The sequence below is a fragment of the Psychrobacter luti genome, assembly GCF_014192115.1.
Lineage (GTDB): Bacteria > Pseudomonadota > Gammaproteobacteria > Pseudomonadales > Moraxellaceae > Psychrobacter > Psychrobacter luti.
This window is the reverse complement of the sequence record NZ_JACHXL010000001.1, coordinates 316,554-333,429: the sequence shown is the minus strand read 5'-3', so window position 1 is coordinate 333,429 and position 16,876 is coordinate 316,554. Positions and strand designations below refer to the sequence as shown.

The window sequence follows — 16,876 nt, the reverse complement described above, 5'->3', positions numbered from 1 at the left end:
CTGGGCATCGACATTGTTATTCATAAACGCCCCATACTTAAATCTGATTACTTTTTAGGAGAAATAATGCGTTATTCATTAATGGCTTTAGCAGTCGCGAGTACCTTTACCTTAGCTGCTTGTAATCAAACCCCCAATAGTAATGAAAGCAATGAGCCAGCTACTTCGGCGCAATCAACCACCGCGTCTACCGACACCGCAAAGGTTCAACCAACAGACGCCCAATCAACAGACAATATATCGATGAACATCACCGGCGCTGGCGCCTCTTTCCCGCAGCCTATCTATGCTAAATGGTCAGATGCCTATAATAAAGCAACAGGCGGTCAAGTGAACTATCAGTCGATTGGTTCATCGGGTGGTATCAAACAAATCGTCGCAAAAACCGTTGATTTCGGTGCGTCTGATGCGCCAATGACGCCAGCTGAATTAAACGAAGCCGGTCTGATTCAATTCCCAACCGTTATCGGTGGCGTAGTACCTATCGTCAACATCGATGGCGTTGCGCCTGGTCAATTAAAGCTAGATGGAAAAATGCTAGCTGACATCTATCTTGGCAAAATCAGCAAATGGAATGACCCTGCCATCGCAGCCATGAACCCTGATTTAACCCTTCCTGATGCGGCCATTACCACGGTGTTCCGTTCAGACGGCTCGGGCACAACCTTTAACTTTACTGATTATCTAGCCAAAGTTTCAAACGACTGGAAAGACAGCGTTGGTGTCGATAAAACCGTGAAATGGCCAACCTCGGCAACGGGTGCTGGTGGTAAAGGTAACGAAGGCGTTTCAAGCTATGTGACGCGTATGAAGAACTCTATCGGCTACGTTGAATACGCCTATGCTAAGCAAAATGGCATGTCACACGTTGCTCTCAAAAATGCCGCTGGCAATGTCGTCCAACCATCCGCGCAAACATTCGCCGCCGCTGGTGACATCGATTGGTCAAAGCAAGAAGGCTTTTATAAAGTCATCACCAACTCTGAGACCGATCAAGCATGGCCTATCGCTGCTGCGACCTTTATCTTAGTTCATAAACAACCGCAAGATGCCAAACAAGTGGCAGGTGTCCTTAACTTCTTTGACTGGGCTTATGCTCAAGGCGATGATGACGCGATGAGTCTTGATTACGTACCTTTTTCAGATACGGCCGTGGCTTTATTTAAAGCGAAATGGAACGAGGTGGTAGATAGCGAAGGTAAGCCTGTTTATACCTCAGCACAGTAATTCGCAACTTCGTAATTCGAAAAGAAGCGAATTGAGAACAAGCTAACCAATGTTACCAAGCAAATACTAAAAGCGTGTTTGCTTGGTGACGTCTTAGCCGTAGTGAACTTAATAGATGGTTGTTAGATAACATAGTTTATTACGGTAAGACGCTAAAGCTAAAATTTCTAAGCTTTCACATAATTAAGCTTTCACACAATCAAGCGTTAACACCATTGATCATTAACACAATTAAAAGTTAGAGCGATAAACAACAGAGGCTTTTATGGCAGACCTAAAATCCCAACTGGCAAAACAAAAACGCTACGATGCAGTTTTTGTCAATGCCACCAAAGCATTTGCAATATTGGTGCTTTTGTCGCTTGGCGGCATCATGCTGTCATTAATTGTCGGTGCGTGGCCAAGTATCACTAAGTTTGGCTTAGGATTTTATACCAGCAATAACTGGGATACGGTGAACGATCAATACGGTGCACTTGCCCCCATTTACGGGACGGTGGTCACCTCGCTCATCGCTATCTGTATTGCCGTGCCAGTCAGCTTTGGGATTGCTATCTTCCTAACGGAACTTTGCCCCAATTTTTTGAAAAAGCCACTGGGTATTGCTATCGAGCTGCTGGCAGGTATTCCTTCTATCATCTACGGCATGTGGGGCTTGTTTGTCTTTGCACCATTTTTTGGCGATCATATTCAGCCTTGGTTTATTGAAAATATTGGTCCCCTACCTATTATTGGCAAGGTTTTTACCGGTGCGCCGATGGGATTGGGGATGTTTACCGCCTCGTTAATACTGGCGATTATGATTATTCCCTTTATTGCCGCCACCATGCGCGATGTTTTCTCTGTGGTACCAGACTTGCTAAAAGAATCGGCATACGGCATGGGCGCAACCACGTGGGAAGTCATGTTCAAAATCATCTTGCCTTATACCAAAGCAGGTGTGGTTGGTGGCGTAATTTTGGGGCTCGGACGAGCGCTTGGCGAGACGATGGCTGTTACCTTCTTGATTGGTAATGCCTTTAATATTAGCCCAAGTCTATTCACATCTGGGGTGACCATTACTTCAGCGCTGGCCAATGAGTTTGCCGAAGCGTCAAGTGAGCTGCACTTAGCGTCATTATTACATTTAGGGTTAATACTGTTTGTCATTACCTTTATCGTTCTATCAATATCTAAACTCATGCTCATGCGTATTGACCAAAAAGCAGGCAATTAAACGCACTATTTTAAATAGACAACAAAACAAACTGAAACACGCTATTTGCCGCCATTATTTGACCCAAGAAGGACAAAAAGTTCATGACTTTAGCACCAGTCACTACTCAAACGACCCAGTCAAGCCAGCTTTCTGCAAGCTTTGAAGACCGTTATAACAAGCGTCTTTATAACAAGCGCCGTTTTATTAATAGACTGGGACTTGGTTTCGCCTTATCAGCGATTGTATTTGGTTTGTTTTGGCTGATTTGGATTTTGATTACGCTGTTTATTGAAGGCTTTCAAGGTCTAATCGAGATGCCTGTCTTTATGGCAGATACCCCGCCACCGATGGGCGAAGGTGGTCTACGCAACGCTATTGTTGGTTCAGTGATGTTGGCTTTTTCGGGCTTGGCGATTGGTGCGCCGATAGGCATGATGGCTGGTATTTATTTAGCAGAGTTTTCACATGGCAGTATGCTAGGTAAAGTCACCCGATTTTTAAACGATATTTTATTGTCGGCCCCATCTATCGTCATTGGTCTGTTTATTTATGCCTTGATGGTCAAAGGACAGAGCTTTTCAGGTTGGGCCGGTGCATTGGCATTGGCGCTGATTGTAATTCCTATCGTCGTGCGTACAACGGAAAACATGCTAAACCTTGTGCCTAATACACTGCGTGAAGCTGCTTATGCACTGGGCACACCAAAATGGAAGCTGGTAAGTACGGTGACGCTTAAAGCTGCCAAAGCTGGTCTGACTACCGGTGTGCTGCTCGCTTTTGCTCGTATTACCGGTGAGACCGCGCCCTTGCTATTTACTGCGCTAAACAACCAATACTTTAGTACCGATATGAGCCAACCGATGGCCAACTTACCCAATACGATTTATCAGTTTGCTATGAGTCCTTATGACAACTGGCATGCACTGGCTTGGGCGGCGGCGCTACTCATTACCGCGACAGTATTATTCTTAAATATTGCGGCGCGCGTTATCGGTGGCAAAGACCATAGCAGATAATTCAAGGCTAACAGACACACAGCTAACAGCAAACAAGCACTCCCATTTAATAAGACTTTAAAAGAGATGGATACCATTATGACTGATTTATTAGAGAGAAAAGCGACTAAGCCGATGACAGATACCAGCAGCAAACGCCATTTACTGGATGACGCTATGTTTAACAATGGTCAGCATAAACAGCCAGATATCGCCCATCTTATCAAGCAAACCATGGCGGACATGCCAGACAACATGCCGCCTGCTAAGATTACCATTCGCGATTTGGACTTTTATTATGGTGATTTTAAAGCGTTAAAAAACATCAATATCGACATTCCAGAAAAAAAGGTCACCGCTTTTATTGGTCCATCAGGCTGCGGTAAATCAACGCTGCTACGTACCTTTAACCGTATGTATGATTTGTATCCAAGTATGCACGCTGAAGGTCAAATCACCCTTGATGGCCAAAATATTCTGGCAAAAGACATGGATGTTAATTTGCTGCGTGCGCGTGTCGGCATGGTATTTCAAAAGCCCACACCCTTCCCGATGTCCATTTATGACAACGTCGCATTTGGCGTTCGTCTTTATGAAAAACTCAGCAAAGCAGAGATGGATGAGCGTGTCGAGTGGGCATTGAAAAAGGCGGCGTTATGGCTAGAAGTCAAAGACAAACTTAAAGCATCAGGACTGTCACTATCTGGCGGTCAACAGCAGCGACTGTGTATCGCTCGCGGAGTAGCAACGAAGCCTGAAGTCTTGCTATTAGATGAGCCAACGTCAGCGCTTGACCCTATCTCTACCGGCGCAATTGAGGATTTGATTACCGATTTAAAAAACGACTATACCATTGCTATCGTCACGCACAATATGCAGCAGGCTGCGCGAGTCTCCGACTATACCGCTTACATGTATTTGGGAGACATGGTGGAAATGGGCGAAACGGATCAAATATTCACCAACCCAGCACAAAAAGCGACTGAAGATTATATTACTGGTCGTTATGGCTAAATTGCTGTTTTATTTAGAAGCGTTATTTACAGCTATTATTTAACGATGATATTTAAAGCAATTATTTCTAGCAGTCATTTATCACGCTACTCATTTTGGCAATATTTTTATGAGCAACACCAATACGATTAAGGAAGCAAGCATGGCGATAACGACAAAGCACTTATCAAAGAGTTTTGATAATGACTTAGATGAAGTTATTGAGCTGTTTATGCAAATGGGTCACATGGCAGCAGAGCAAGTCATGGTTGCGACACGTGCCTTGATAGCTGCCGATGAGGCGACCGCAAAAAAAGTGATTGAAGATGATCATCTGATCAATCAGCTAGAGATTAAAATCGATGAGCAAATCATTTTGTTAGTCGCTAAGCGTCAACCAGCTGCCAATGATTTGCGCTTAGTCATGGCGCTGAGTAAAGGCATTGTCGATTTTGAACGTGTCGGCGACGAAGCAGAAAAAATCGCTCGTATGGCCTGCCAATTGATTGAAGATGGCGCCTCTCCAAGAGGCTATTCAGAGGTTCAGCATTTATCCAATCAGGTACGCTTGATGCTGCTTGATGCGATTGACGCCTTCTCAAATATGAATCCGCAGCAGGCATTTTCGGTATTGCAAAGTGATACCGCGGTCAATGAAGAGTATCAATCTGCCACGCGTGCCTTGATGACCTATATCATGGAAGACAGCCGCCATGTGTCTAAAGTGATTAATATACTGTGGGTATTACGCGCCCTAGAACGGGTGGGCGATCATGCTCGCAATATTGCTGAGCTGGTTATCTTTTGCACCAGCGGTAAAGATGTGCGGCATACGGATTTTATGCAAGTCGAACAAATCGTCCAACAAACAACTGATGCTAGCATGAGCAGTCAGAGTAAATAGCTTTCTTACGCTATTTACTCTGACTGTCGACTGAATTGAGGGCTTATTAAGGTCTTTATTTGCTTTGGCTGGAAGACGATTAACTCAAGCCTGCATACGCTTTAAGCAATTACCTGTCACGCAACAACAAACGCTATTAACCTTTTTAAACAGCATTTAATAGTAATTATGACAATGTAAAATAAAAAAGACCGCTCAAACTGAGTGGTCTTTTTCATGGCATATATTCTGCTACCGCAGCCGCTATTTATGACAGATAACTGGACGCAAACAGCTTATTGCAAATAGCCGTTTTTAGCGGTGATATTGGGTGGCATCTCAGTTTCGCCTAACGCTTCCAGCAAATTAATCTCGATAGTACGAGATAAGGCTGTTAGCGGTAATTGGTTGGCAGCCAAACCAAAAGGCTCTTCCAGCTCTTCACTTAGCGCATCCAAACCAAAAAAGGTATAAGCAATGACGCCGCAAATTAATGGCGTTACCCAACCTAAAGAAGAAACCAAACCAAAAGGCAACATAAAGCAATATAGATAAGTCGTGCGATGCACCAATAGCGTATAAGCAAACGGCAATGGTGTGCTATGGATACGCTCGCAAGCCGATAAAACCACCGTCATCGAATTTAGGCGCTCATCCATATTTTGCAGCATATGATCTGACGTCAGGCGCTGCCGCCGACAGTAGCCAAGCTCCTTACCTAGCAGACGCAACAGATAATCCGGCAAATTTTGCGACTGCTTCATGCCGGCATGATGGATAGGCTCCACAAAACGCTCTACATCTTGCCAAGGCGAGCTGTCACGCAATCGATGGCGTAGAGCATGGGTAAAGGCAATGCTCAAATAAACCAGTCGGCGCTGGCTATCGCGCCCTTTCTCACTTTCTCGCCCGTCCTTACTCTCATCATCTATATAAGACAGCACTTGGCGTGTAAAGCTGCGCGTATCATAGACCAATTGACCCCACAGCCCTCGAGCTTCCCACCAGCGCTGATAACTGGCATTGTTACGAAAGCCCAAAAATAACGACAACGCAATCCCAAGTAAGGTAAACGGCGCAACGCTATAAGAAGAAAAGGAACTGGGAAATCCGTGCTGGATATTGGTGATAAAGGCACTAATCAGACTAATCAGCAAAATCTGTGGATAGACCTTTGGCAGAATGGAGCCACGTAAGGTAAAAAGCAGTTTGATAGCGCTTGGCTTTTGCTTGACGATCATTTTAGCGTCCTAACGAATGGTTCTTATAGAAGATAACTGTCATTTTTGCAGGTCGAAATGATAACAGACTAAGGAAGTATGAGCAGCAAAAAAGCCTGTCTATCATGTTTTAATTGGCTAGCGGTTTTTACCGCTCCTTTATTAAATAAATTTCTACAAAATAATCGGTTGTTATAATGATGTAAGGATGGCAGGCGCAAGGATACACAGCAGATGTTATCGCTTAAAAATTCGATTATAGTAGATAGGTCTATAACTCATTAATAAATTGCAGTTAAATAAATCGAGGGAATATACCATGAAAAAATTAGGATTAATTGTCGCTGTATCAGTAGGATTAAGCGCTTGTGCGGGCGGTATGAACGGTGGCACTACACCGGGCAACCAAAACAACATTGTCACTCAATATCCCGTTGAAGCAGCCATGCTCAATGTTTATACCAAAGCCCGTAGCCAGAGCTTAGTGGCGAACATCGGCAATCAAACGGCATCTGCGGATATCAAAGTTACGCCCAAAGGCAGCATGGTCTTTAATAATAAACAAGTACAAGGTGCTGAAGTAAATACTATTAACAAAGTTAACAATCAAGTCACTGATCAATCAGTCGCCATTAACTATTTTACTCTCAATCCATTGGTATTCCATGGTTTCACTGACAGCTCAGGTAAGTATTCGCTGTCGAATCAGACCACAACCATTCCCAAAATGGCAACGGTTGGCTCATCAAGCAAATTGATTACTGAAGACGTCTATGCCGATAGAAGTATGCGTAAAAAAATAGGCACTTATAACCAAGATTGGTCTTTGACAAGAGACAGTAATAATACCGCATGGTTCTGTATAGAAACTTCGGGCAATCTGCTGATCAATAACGACCCTAATGGCAGCTCATCAGAATGCTATAAAATCAATGCGCGCGGCGATATTTTAGACAGTAAAGTAACCATCAGTCAGCCATCTAATAACGGCGCTAAAACGATTACCTTTACTAGCAAATAGTCATCATATTAGCTGTAAAGGGCTATAATTTTACGGAAACTGAAATAAACTGAAATAGAAAGAGCTGCAAACAATTTGCAGCTCTTTCTATTTCAGCAATTTACTCTCATCAAAAACCTGAACATTAAAAACTTGCCCGTCAAAAGCTTAAATTATCTAAGTATTTACTGCACACCATCTGCTGGAGTTTGATCCAAATTTGCATTACTCTCATTAACAGTCACAGTGTCATCGGCTTTCTGTTCACCTTCATTACCTCCCATTCCATCTGCAGTCATACCAGTTTCGACAACTTCAGTACCTTCTGCAGTACCTTGCTCACTTGCCTCGTCTGTCACTTCGGTCGAATCTGCCACCACATCTTCTCTTTCATTACTACAAGCAGTGACGCCAACAATACTGGCAAACAATGCGATCCATAACGCCTGTCGCGCTTTTATTAATCCTACATTTGCTGTTACCCTTTTCATCTTAATCTCCTTGATAGCTATCTAAATAATAAGTGCCTAATGAAGCTTTTGTGCTAAAAAACCTTTAAGAAATATGGATAGTCTAAAATAAGCACGATTAAGAGGACCTTATGCCATAAACTTGACAGTAAATAGAAGCTTCTTGTGTGTTTTTATTAACTATTTATTAAGATAAATAAAGCATTAAGCCTGTACCGATTGCGCCCCTATTCTCAGACCGCTCTCAAACAAACGTATTGAACAACATATTTTTAGCAATATTTAATACACACTAAGCACTTAATTTGGTAAAAATAATTTTGGTAAATGCTCGTATGATTTATTATTTCTTTATTCCAACCTTGAGCGAGTTTTTACGATGGATCAAATGAGTGCATGGGTACTCGGTATCATGGCAAAATTCGGTTACTTTGGTATTATCTTTGCCATGTTTGCTGAAAATATCTTCCCGCCTATCCCTTCTGAGGTGATTATGCCAGCCGCAGGCTTTGCCGCTGCTAAAGGTGATTTGAATATTATTTTGGTAATATTAGCCGGTACGCTTGGGGCGGTGCTAGGAGCGCTGCCTTTATACTATTTAGGTTGTATCTTTGATGAGCCGCGTTTGGTTGCATTTACTAAAAAGTATGGTAAATATCTGTTTGTGAAGCCTGCGGATATCACGGCGGCAAATGCATGGTTTGATAAACATGGCAAGATGGCAGTGTTTTTTGGACGTATGGTGCCTGGGGTGCGCTCACTGATTTCTATCCCAGCTGGCATGAATAAAATGGCGCTATTACCCTTTTTAGCATTGACCGCTTTAGGGGCTAGTATTTGGACAGCGATATTGTCTTTAGCAGGCTATTACTTAGGTCAAAACTATGACGCTGTTGCAGGCATGTTAGCGCCTTATTCTAAAGCAATCGGCATCTTGATAGTGATCGCCGTAATCAGCTTACTTATTAAACGTTGTTTATCCAGTCAACAAAGTCCGGATGATAACAATAACGATGAGCATTAAAAACCTTCTCTCACTCTCGAACCAATAATTGCGTTTGATTAAGATGTCAAACATTCTCAACGTTTAAACTGTCCAAAACATTCCCTTCTAGCGCACTCAATTACAAACATACCTAGCTAAATTCATAACTCACCAGTACAAAAATCGTGAATAAATATTACAAGAATGATTCGCTTATTTTAAAACATTCATTTAAAATGAATCTTATATAAGCCAATTGAGAAGCACACAACTTTTATTATTTGATTTTTTGTTTTGATAGTGATGTTTGCTTTTCATCACAATTAGCATTGGGATGATTAGAAAAATAAAAATCGAGCTTTATTAAATGAACCACTTATTTTCAATTTTTGGAGAGCCTTATGCGCCTTTTTAATTCAACACCTTTTCATCATCAATCACTTAGCTACTCCAAGCTTGCTCTAGCATGTCTACTCGCTCTTAGCACAGCAGGGATGGCTGGTTGTGATAAATCAACCCCTGATGAAGCTAGCACAACCAAAGCAGAAACCACTCAAGCTACCAAAGATAGCAAGGCGCCAAATACTAAAAATGATGAGTTACCAGTGATTGACGCTATTATCACCCATGCACCTGACGTGCCACCACCCATCGATCGTGACTATGCAGCAAAAGTCATCGTAAAAATGGAAACTGTGGAAAAAACCATGCGTTTAGCGGATGGCGTTGAATATAATTTTTGGACATTTGGCGGTCAGGTGCCAGGACAGTTTATTCGCGTACGTCAAGGTGATGAAATTGAGTTTCATCTGTCAAACCATCCTGACTCTAAAATGCCGCACAATATTGACTTACACGCCGTGACTGGTCCAGGGGGCGGTGCCGCTTCCTCTTTTACTTCTCCTGGTTATACTTCAGAGTTTAACTTTAAAGCGTTAAAACCGGGCTTATACGTTTATCACTGTGCGGTTGCGCCCGTTGGTATGCACATCGCAAACGGTATGTATGGTTTGATTTTGGTTGAACCAGAAGAAGGCTTACCAAAAGTTGATCGTGAATTCTATGTGATGCAAGGCGATTTTTATACCAAAGGTAGCTATGGTGATAAAGGGCTCCAACCTTTTGATATGGAAAAAGCGGTGAAAGAACAAGCAGACTACGTGTTATTTAACGGGTCAGTAGGAGCACTAACGGGCGAAAACTCACTAAAAGCGAAAGTCGGTGAAACGGTTCGTCTGTTTGTTGGTAACGGTGGTCCTAACTTAGTTTCATCATTCCACGTTATCGGTGAGATTTTTGACAAAGTCAATGTGGAAGGTGGCTCTGCTGAAAACCATAATGTTCAAACCACGCTTATTCCTGCAGGTGGCGCTGCTATTACCCAGTTTAAAGTAGATGTTCCAGGCGAGCTTGTAATGGTCGACCACTCTATTTTCCGTGCATTTAACAAAGGAGCCCTTGGTATCATCGATGTCCAAGGTCCTGAAAATGCAAAAATTTACTCCGGAAAAGTGCGTGAAGAAGTCTATTTACCTGAAGGTTCAGCGGCGCAAAGCCTCGGCAACACCAACACACCAGCTCCCGTAATCACCGCTGCCAACAAGCAAGAAAGAATTAAAATGGGTAAATCTGTTTACGCCAGTAACTGTGCAGCTTGTCACCAATTGAATGGCGCTGGGATACCAAAAGCCTTTCCACCATTGGCCAAATCAGACTATCTCAACCAAGACCCCAAACGTGCCATCAATGCTATCTTGCATGGCTTAACTGGCAAAATTACGGTTAACGGTGAAGAATACAACAGTGTCATGCCAGCTGTAGCTTTAGATGATGAAAAAGTCGCTAACGTCGTCACTTATATCATCAATAGTTGGGGTAATAAAGGTGGTGAAGTCACGCCAGCAGATGTCAAAGCCGCTCGTAAATAATAGGGTTTAGACAGATACTATGGACTGTTCGATAAAGATACTGTTAAAAAACATTGTTATCGGACAGTCTTTATTCAACAACCACTTTAGTCAAATAACCAAATATTCTATCGTTACGTCAAAACGGTGCCTTACTCAATTTGAGTTTGGCACCGTCACGATAAATAAAGCGTTAAAAATAGAAATTTTTATAGTGGTTAATTCACTAAATGGCTCATTAACTAAACGGCTTGATTGATTGCTATACGCCCCGCCCTTTTTTGGGACTACTAGGAGATTAGTTATGTTATGGACTTACATCACTAACACTCGCAAAAGCAACACTCGCAGCATTAAAACTCAAAAAAACAAGACTGTAAAAATTACCACCCAAAAGATTCTGAATACGACTGCTCGCCCGCTAGTACTGCTATTGTTGGTCAGTGCACTAACCCTAACAACGGACTTTGGGTTTATAAGCACGCAAGCGCAAGCAAAAGAGCTGACCATTCAGCCGGGCACTTATCGTCCGTTATATTTGAGTAAAAATTCACCGTTAGTGGCAGTTGATACATTCAAAATTGATGAGCTGCCAGTTACTAATATACAGTTTTATCAGTTTTTAAAAGAAAACCCCAAATTTCGCCAACGAGCAATTGCGCCAATTTTTGCCGATGCCGGTTATTTAAAGCACTGGATCAATACCAAAGATATCTCTGTCCCTAAAAAGGCGGATTTTCGAAAGCCCGTGGTCAATGTGTCATGGTATGCCGCCAATCAATATTGCCGCGCTCAAAACAAGCGCTTGCCAACCGTTGAACAGTGGGAATATGTCGCACAGGCTTCTACCACCAATAAAAATGGTAGCTTAGAGGCCGGCTACAACCAACGCATCCTTGATTGGTATGGCAAATCGTCTGGTAGTAAAGACCAACTTGCCGATGTCGGACAAAGCCCTGCCAACTATTGGGGCGTCAAAGACATGCACGGTTTGATTTGGGAATGGACAGAGAATTTTAACAATAGCTTAGTGACTGGCGAATCACGTGCCGACAGCAACCTAAATCAACAGATGTTTTGTGGCTCGGGCGCAGCAGGTGCGGTTGATCCAAGTGATTATGCGGCCTTTATGCGTTATGGTTTTCGCTCAAGCTTAGAAGCCAAATATACGGTTAGCAGCCTTGGTTTTCGCTGTGCTAGTAATTAATTTGTCTCGATACAGCGCTCTATTTCAACCTAGCACCCTTTTAACATATTGCCGTTTTAACATAGCGCCCTTTTAATATAGCGCCCTACTTTTTATTCTCAATTGAATTTAATGGCCTCTAAGGATTGTCTTATGAAAACAATAAAAACCATTCAAAATACAAGATTGCAAAATACAGCGACTCACTCATTATCTCATGTGTCTCATGTGTCTCATGTGTCTCATGCTATCAAACTAACTTTGACTGCTGGACTATGTATTGGCTTACTCGCTTGTAGCAACCCTGACGCGCCTAACTCGGCGACGACACAAGACAGTCAACCTGATACTACTTCTGAGTCTAAAGTAGCGAAAGATAATCATAACGATATGAAGGACATGGACCATAAACACATGAATCATGCCGATATGAATGCGCAAGAACCGGCAGAAGCATTGGGACAAGATTATTCTATCTATCAAGCAGGCGGCGACTGGACAGACCATCGTGGCAATACCTTTGAGCTTGATAATCTTAAGGGTAAAAATCAAGTAGTGGTGATGGCTTATACCAGCTGCCAGCACACCTGCCCTATATTAGTGCAATCGATGAAACAAATGTATAAGGAGATGACGCCTGAAGCGCGTGCGCAAACGGAGTTTTTACTGGCGACATTAGACACTGAGCGCGATAGCGTTGAGGTGATGAAAAGCTTTGTTGAGCATAATAATCTTGGCGATAACTGGCGCCTGATTCGTAGTGATGAAGCTAGTACTCGTATACTTACCAATACCTTAAATATCAAGTATCAATTTGCCGATAATGGTGATATCAACCACTCTAACCTGATTTCTGTGTTAGATAAAGAAGGCCGCTTAGTCGCCCAAGGCGTCGGTGTTGCAGACTCTGGTATTAAGCCATTGATTGAGTATTTAAATAGTGACAGCTAAGCACTTAAAATCCATTCCTCTCAAGTGAGGTTGTTAAAGCTATCATTTTGACTTTTGCTTTAAATTTCTATTTAGATATTATAAAAGCATAAAAAAACATCGCTTATCTGAATAGACAAGCGGTGTTTTTAATGGTGTCATCAGCTCTGTCGCTGATTCTGGCGTTAAACCTCTAATTAGGCATTTAATTAAGCGTTTAAACCGCCAAAGCCAAACCTTTTTTGACGCGCATATCGCCGGTTTCAACATAACGTTGATGCCAAGACAATGCTTCACTCAGAATATGAGGCGTTTGCATACCAGCGGTCTGTGCAGCGCGATCATAGTAATCTTGCAGCATAGGACGATAGTCTGGATGCGCACAGTTATCAATGATTTTTTGCGCGCGTTGACGCGGTGATAAACCACGCAAATCAGCCAAACCTTGCTCAGTGACGATTACCATCACATCATGTTCGGTATGGTCAACGTGTGACACCATAGGCGTGATGCACGAAATAGCGCCACCTTTGGCAACCGATGGACTCACAAACATAGAGGTAAAGGCGTTACGAGCAAAATCGCCAGAGCCGCCCAAACCATTCATCATGTTGGTGCCCATGACGTGGGTTGAGTTGACGTTACCATAAAGGTCACATTCAATCATCGCATTGATAGCCAACACGCCGAGACGACGCGAGACTTCAGGATGGTTAGTGATTTCTTGTGGGCGCAGGATAATGCGTTTGCGCAATTCTTCGATATTGGCGTTAAAACGGTCTAATGCATCTGGGCTTAACGACATGGCGGTTGCAGAAGCTTGGGTCATTTTGCCTGACATAATCAAATCTAACATACCGTCTTGCAATACTTCGGTATAGCCAGTTAAATTCTCAAACGGACTGGCTTGCAATCCTGCCAATACCGCATTAGCAACGTTACCCACACCTGATTGGATAGGCAATAAGTTGGCTGGCATGCGACCTTTTTTCACTTCTTCATGGAAAAAGTCAATAATATAGCTGGCTATTTTATTCGAGCATTCATCAGGATCAGCAAATTTGCTATTACGGTCCGGTGAATCTGTTAAGACCACGGCAACGACTTTATCCAAATCACAGGTCAGGTAAGGCGAGCCAACACGCTCACCTGGCGTGGTGATTGGAATTGGCTTACGATATGGCGGTACACCAATATCATCGAATATATCATGCATGCCTTCTAATAACAGGCTTTGGCGGCTGTTTACTTCAAGAATAATCTTGTCAGCATTATTCAACCATGCATTATTGGTACCGATAGAGGTAGAAGGAATAAGGCGACCGTCCGGCAAAATACCGGCCACTTCAACCACTGCCACATGCATGTCACCGTAGAAACCAAAGGTACTTTGCTGAGCGACATGCGATAAGTGCATATCAAAATAATGAGTTTCGCCGGCGTTAATTTGCTTACGGAGGGCAGCTTCTGACTGATAAGGCGTGCGCATTTTGATACCATTGGCTTCAGCCAATACACCATCACATTCTGCAGCAGTTGATGCGCCGGTTAATAAACCGATTTTGAATTCTTCACCGCGGGCTTGAGCAGCTTTCATACGCTCTGCTAATGCAGCTGGGATGGCTTTTGGATAGCCTGCTCCCGTAAAACCACTCATTCCAACATTCATGTCATGTGAGATAAATGTCGCTGCTTGCTCCGCAGTCATGATTTTTTCACGTAAACCTTCATGACGGACGCGCTCTTCGTGATTAATTGCACTCATACCTTTTTTCCTAGTAACTTCCCTATTAACACCAAACCCTCAGAATAATAAATAATGAGACGTTTGATACCGAACTAACGATAAAATACAATAGAGCATATTAACAACTTTAGGATAAAAAACAAGTTGATTGTCTAAGGTTTTAATATTATCACTTAAAAATTTTCCCATATTAATTGACAATCGTTCACTATTAAAATAATCATTCGTATTTATCTTTTTTAATGACTTTGAATAAAGCATTAATTTTTTATCATAGAAGCTGCTTATTTTTTGTTCCTTATTGTTGATAATGAAATCAAATAACTACTTCATGTTAAAACGTCTTATTTATTTATCGTTGAAATTGCAATGCAAACAAGTTTTGTCATGCAAAAATTAGACTTGATTTTAGCTTTATTAATAACTCTGTATGGCAAGATATCCGATGATAACCTGATTGATAAAGCTAATTTTTATAGCAAACTAAAACATTTAACGAATAAAAATAATTTATCATATAGCTATATCTTTAAAAAAATGACAGAGCGCATAAAAACAGACTCATTTTCAAAGAACCATATAACTGTTTATTATCAGTAATGAATACCTTTAATCTCATTACATACTGTTTTTAAATAAAAAAGCCATTGAAAAAATTATAGATATCGCGTTTTTAATTAATAATAAATGAATATTCGAAACTACTAAAACAGCCTTTTATTGATTAGATACTAAAATTTATTGTTATTTAACAAATGACACATAATGGAATATTGTTCTATCTTTAAATTTTTTATTTAGCTTTAAATTTTTTATCATTTACAATCTATACCTTTAATTGAACGTTGATAAGAAGTCTCTACGATATATATACTACGCCTTGAGCATGTACTTTGCAGCTGAAATGATTTCCTCTATACGCTTAGAATACAAAGTACACGGTAAGCTGAAAATCTATGGCTGCACAGTACCATTTAAGATATTTTCTATGATTCTGCAATGATACGATTTGAGGTAAGATGGTAGCCAAAGGTGAATGATTGGTGATTTAATTGAAAAGTAGATGCTTACCATATCTTAAAAAAGCATTCTATCAATAAACCTGTTTCTCAAAGTATAGATGCAAATCTAAGGACAGATTATGATAACGGAAGAGCACGTTTTGGCTTGTATCGATGGCTCAGCAGTGACTGGATCAGTGTGCGATTATGCGGCGTGGTATGCAAAAAAGCTCAACTTAGCGGTAGGATTGTTGCACGTCAGCGATGTAGCAGCATCGGTTAGACGCGACTTATCAGGGGCCATTGGTATAAATAGCCGCCAATCTTTGCTCGATGAGTTATCGAAACTCGATGAACAAAGGGCAAAGGTCGTAAACAGCTACAGTAATGCGTTGGTACAAGATGCAAAAAGCCATATCCAAAGTAACTTTGCAGGTGTGACCGTTTGTATCTATCAACGCCGCGGTAAGCTGCTGCCAGCGATTGAGCATTTTCAAGCAAAAAACCGTGCCATCGTCATGGGTCGCCGCGGTGAAGACCATAAGAACAGCCGCATCAATATCGGTAGCCAAATCGAAACGGTTGCCCGCGCCTCAAACGTACCTGTGTTGATTTGCTCAGAGAAATTTAAAGAACCTCAATCATATATGGTGGCGTTTGATGGCAGTAAAACGGCTATTAAAGCCATACGGATGCTTGCAGAGAGTAACCTTTTACAAGGCTTGCAAGGTCATATCGTGATGATTGGTCATGATAATGAAGCGTCTAAAAAAAGCCTTATAGAGGCTATAACCCGACTAAGGACAGCAAGTTTTAGCGTAGAGTCCCATCACCTACCACAGCTTGATGCGGTTAATGGCCTACTTAGTTTTCAGCTTGAAAATAATATTGATATCATCGTGGTTGGGGCTTATGGACGCTCCAAGCTCCAGCATTTATTTTTGGGTAGTACCACGACAGAGATTATCGCCAGCACCCTATCGCCTGTTATTTTAGTACGTTAAATAGTTGATAATATAGACTTTAATATCATTAAACTTTAATATCACAACGTTAATTTTTATTGAGTTAATTTAACATCTTGTATTTTATTAGCACCCTATATTGTATTAGATAACTTACATCCATAAAAAA

Annotated in this window: 14 protein-coding genes; 11 read left to right on the top strand and 3 right to left on the bottom strand. The window is 41.8% G+C overall.

All coding sequences use genetic code 11. The features are described from left to right. Positions 1–66 precede the first annotated feature (66 nt). The 5 genes from pstS to phoU all read left to right on the top strand — a co-directional run bounded on the left by pstS (position 67) and on the right by phoU (position 5,317). Complete coding sequence (pstS, locus tag FHS24_RS01315; protein ID WP_183618063.1) at positions 67–1,227, top strand: phosphate ABC transporter substrate-binding protein PstS; 1,161 nt, start codon at positions 67–69, stop codon at positions 1,225–1,227. A 265-nt stretch (positions 1,228–1,492) separates the two neighbouring features. Then, positions 1,493–2,443, top strand: coding sequence for a phosphate ABC transporter permease subunit PstC (gene pstC / locus FHS24_RS01310; protein ID WP_183618060.1), 951 nt, complete (start codon positions 1,493–1,495; stop codon positions 2,441–2,443). A gap of 83 nt (positions 2,444–2,526) precedes the next feature. Beyond that, a complete protein-coding gene (gene pstA / locus FHS24_RS01305; RefSeq protein ID WP_183618058.1) occupies positions 2,527–3,441 on the top strand; it encodes a phosphate ABC transporter permease PstA in 915 nt (304 codons plus the stop codon). 213 nt (positions 3,442–3,654) lie between these two features. Further along, on the top strand, positions 3,655–4,434 hold the full coding sequence (pstB, locus tag FHS24_RS01300; RefSeq protein WP_183619083.1) for a phosphate ABC transporter ATP-binding protein PstB: 780 nt from the start codon (positions 3,655–3,657) through the stop codon (positions 4,432–4,434). A gap of 142 nt (positions 4,435–4,576) precedes the next feature. After that, the gene (phoU, locus tag FHS24_RS01295) at positions 4,577–5,317 is read left to right on the top strand and encodes a phosphate signaling complex protein PhoU (protein WP_183619081.1); all 741 of its coding nucleotides are present in this window, start codon (positions 4,577–4,579) and stop codon (positions 5,315–5,317) included. A gap of 275 nt (positions 5,318–5,592) precedes the next feature. Here phoU and FHS24_RS01290 read toward each other — a convergent pair whose 3' ends face one another. Next, a complete protein-coding gene (locus FHS24_RS01290; protein WP_183618056.1) occupies positions 5,593–6,537 on the bottom strand; it encodes a bestrophin family protein in 945 nt (314 codons plus the stop codon). Positions 6,538–6,835: 298 nt separating this feature from the next. On the opposite strand from FHS24_RS01290, the gene FHS24_RS01285 reads away from it, so the two are divergent. After that, positions 6,836–7,537, top strand: a complete 702-nt coding sequence (locus FHS24_RS01285; RefSeq protein WP_183618054.1) for a hypothetical protein — start codon at positions 6,836–6,838, stop codon at positions 7,535–7,537. 164 nt (positions 7,538–7,701) lie between these two features. Here FHS24_RS01285 and FHS24_RS01280 read toward each other — a convergent pair whose 3' ends face one another. After that, the gene (locus FHS24_RS01280; RefSeq protein WP_183618052.1) at positions 7,702–8,007 is read right to left on the bottom strand and encodes a hypothetical protein; all 306 of its coding nucleotides are present in this window, start codon (positions 8,005–8,007) and stop codon (positions 7,702–7,704) included. Between the two features lie 358 nt (positions 8,008–8,365). Here FHS24_RS01280 and FHS24_RS01275 point away from each other — a divergent pair, with 358 nt between their 5' ends. From FHS24_RS01275 to FHS24_RS01260, 4 genes are all read left to right on the top strand, one after another. Continuing rightward, a complete protein-coding gene (locus FHS24_RS01275; RefSeq protein ID WP_183618050.1) occupies positions 8,366–9,010 on the top strand; it encodes a DedA family protein in 645 nt (214 codons plus the stop codon). A gap of 362 nt (positions 9,011–9,372) precedes the next feature. Then, on the top strand, positions 9,373–10,899 hold the full coding sequence (gene nirK / locus FHS24_RS01270; protein ID WP_201599003.1) for a copper-containing nitrite reductase: 1,527 nt from the start codon (positions 9,373–9,375) through the stop codon (positions 10,897–10,899). Positions 10,900–11,182: 283 nt separating this feature from the next. Next, positions 11,183–12,085, top strand: a complete 903-nt coding sequence (locus FHS24_RS01265) for a formylglycine-generating enzyme family protein (protein WP_183618047.1) — start codon at positions 11,183–11,185, stop codon at positions 12,083–12,085. Between the two features lie 132 nt (positions 12,086–12,217). Then, positions 12,218–13,015: an SCO family protein gene (locus tag FHS24_RS01260; RefSeq protein ID WP_183618045.1), complete on the top strand. Its 798-nt coding sequence runs from the start codon at positions 12,218–12,220 to the stop codon at positions 13,013–13,015. Positions 13,016–13,211: 196 nt separating this feature from the next. Here FHS24_RS01260 and FHS24_RS01255 read toward each other — a convergent pair whose 3' ends face one another. Further along, complete coding sequence (locus tag FHS24_RS01255; RefSeq protein ID WP_183618043.1) at positions 13,212–14,759, bottom strand: acetyl-CoA hydrolase/transferase family protein; 1,548 nt, start codon at positions 14,757–14,759, stop codon at positions 13,212–13,214. A 1,123-nt stretch (positions 14,760–15,882) separates the two neighbouring features. Here FHS24_RS01255 and FHS24_RS01250 point away from each other — a divergent pair. Beyond that, positions 15,883–16,746: a universal stress protein gene (locus FHS24_RS01250; RefSeq protein ID WP_183618041.1), complete on the top strand. Its 864-nt coding sequence runs from the start codon at positions 15,883–15,885 to the stop codon at positions 16,744–16,746. The last annotated feature ends 130 nt before the right edge of the window (positions 16,747–16,876 follow it).

Bases quoted from the DNA above. Each gene is read 5' to 3' on its own strand.
- FHS24_RS01265 (WP_183618047.1), top strand. From the start codon at position 11,183: ATGTTATGGACTTACATCACTAACACTCGCAAAAGCAACACTCGCAGC.
- FHS24_RS01290 (WP_183618056.1), bottom strand. From the start codon at position 6,537: ATGATCGTCAAGCAAAAGCCAAGCGCTATCAAACTGCTTTTTACCTTA.
- pstA (WP_183618058.1), top strand. From the start codon at position 2,527: ATGACTTTAGCACCAGTCACTACTCAAACGACCCAGTCAAGCCAGCTT.
- FHS24_RS01260 (WP_183618045.1), top strand. From the start codon at position 12,218: ATGAAAACAATAAAAACCATTCAAAATACAAGATTGCAAAATACAGCG.
- FHS24_RS01275 (WP_183618050.1), top strand. From the start codon at position 8,366: ATGGATCAAATGAGTGCATGGGTACTCGGTATCATGGCAAAATTCGGT.
- FHS24_RS01250 (WP_183618041.1), top strand. From the start codon at position 15,883: ATGATAACGGAAGAGCACGTTTTGGCTTGTATCGATGGCTCAGCAGTG.
- pstS (WP_183618063.1), top strand. From the start codon at position 67: ATGCGTTATTCATTAATGGCTTTAGCAGTCGCGAGTACCTTTACCTTA.
- nirK (WP_201599003.1), top strand. From the start codon at position 9,373: ATGCGCCTTTTTAATTCAACACCTTTTCATCATCAATCACTTAGCTAC.
- FHS24_RS01285 (WP_183618054.1), top strand. From the start codon at position 6,836: ATGAAAAAATTAGGATTAATTGTCGCTGTATCAGTAGGATTAAGCGCT.
- pstB (WP_183619083.1), top strand. From the start codon at position 3,655: ATGGCGGACATGCCAGACAACATGCCGCCTGCTAAGATTACCATTCGC.
- pstC (WP_183618060.1), top strand. From the start codon at position 1,493: ATGGCAGACCTAAAATCCCAACTGGCAAAACAAAAACGCTACGATGCA.
- FHS24_RS01255 (WP_183618043.1), bottom strand. From the start codon at position 14,759: ATGAGTGCAATTAATCACGAAGAGCGCGTCCGTCATGAAGGTTTACGT.
- phoU (WP_183619081.1), top strand. From the start codon at position 4,577: ATGGCGATAACGACAAAGCACTTATCAAAGAGTTTTGATAATGACTTA.
- FHS24_RS01280 (WP_183618052.1), bottom strand. From the start codon at position 8,007: ATGAAAAGGGTAACAGCAAATGTAGGATTAATAAAAGCGCGACAGGCG.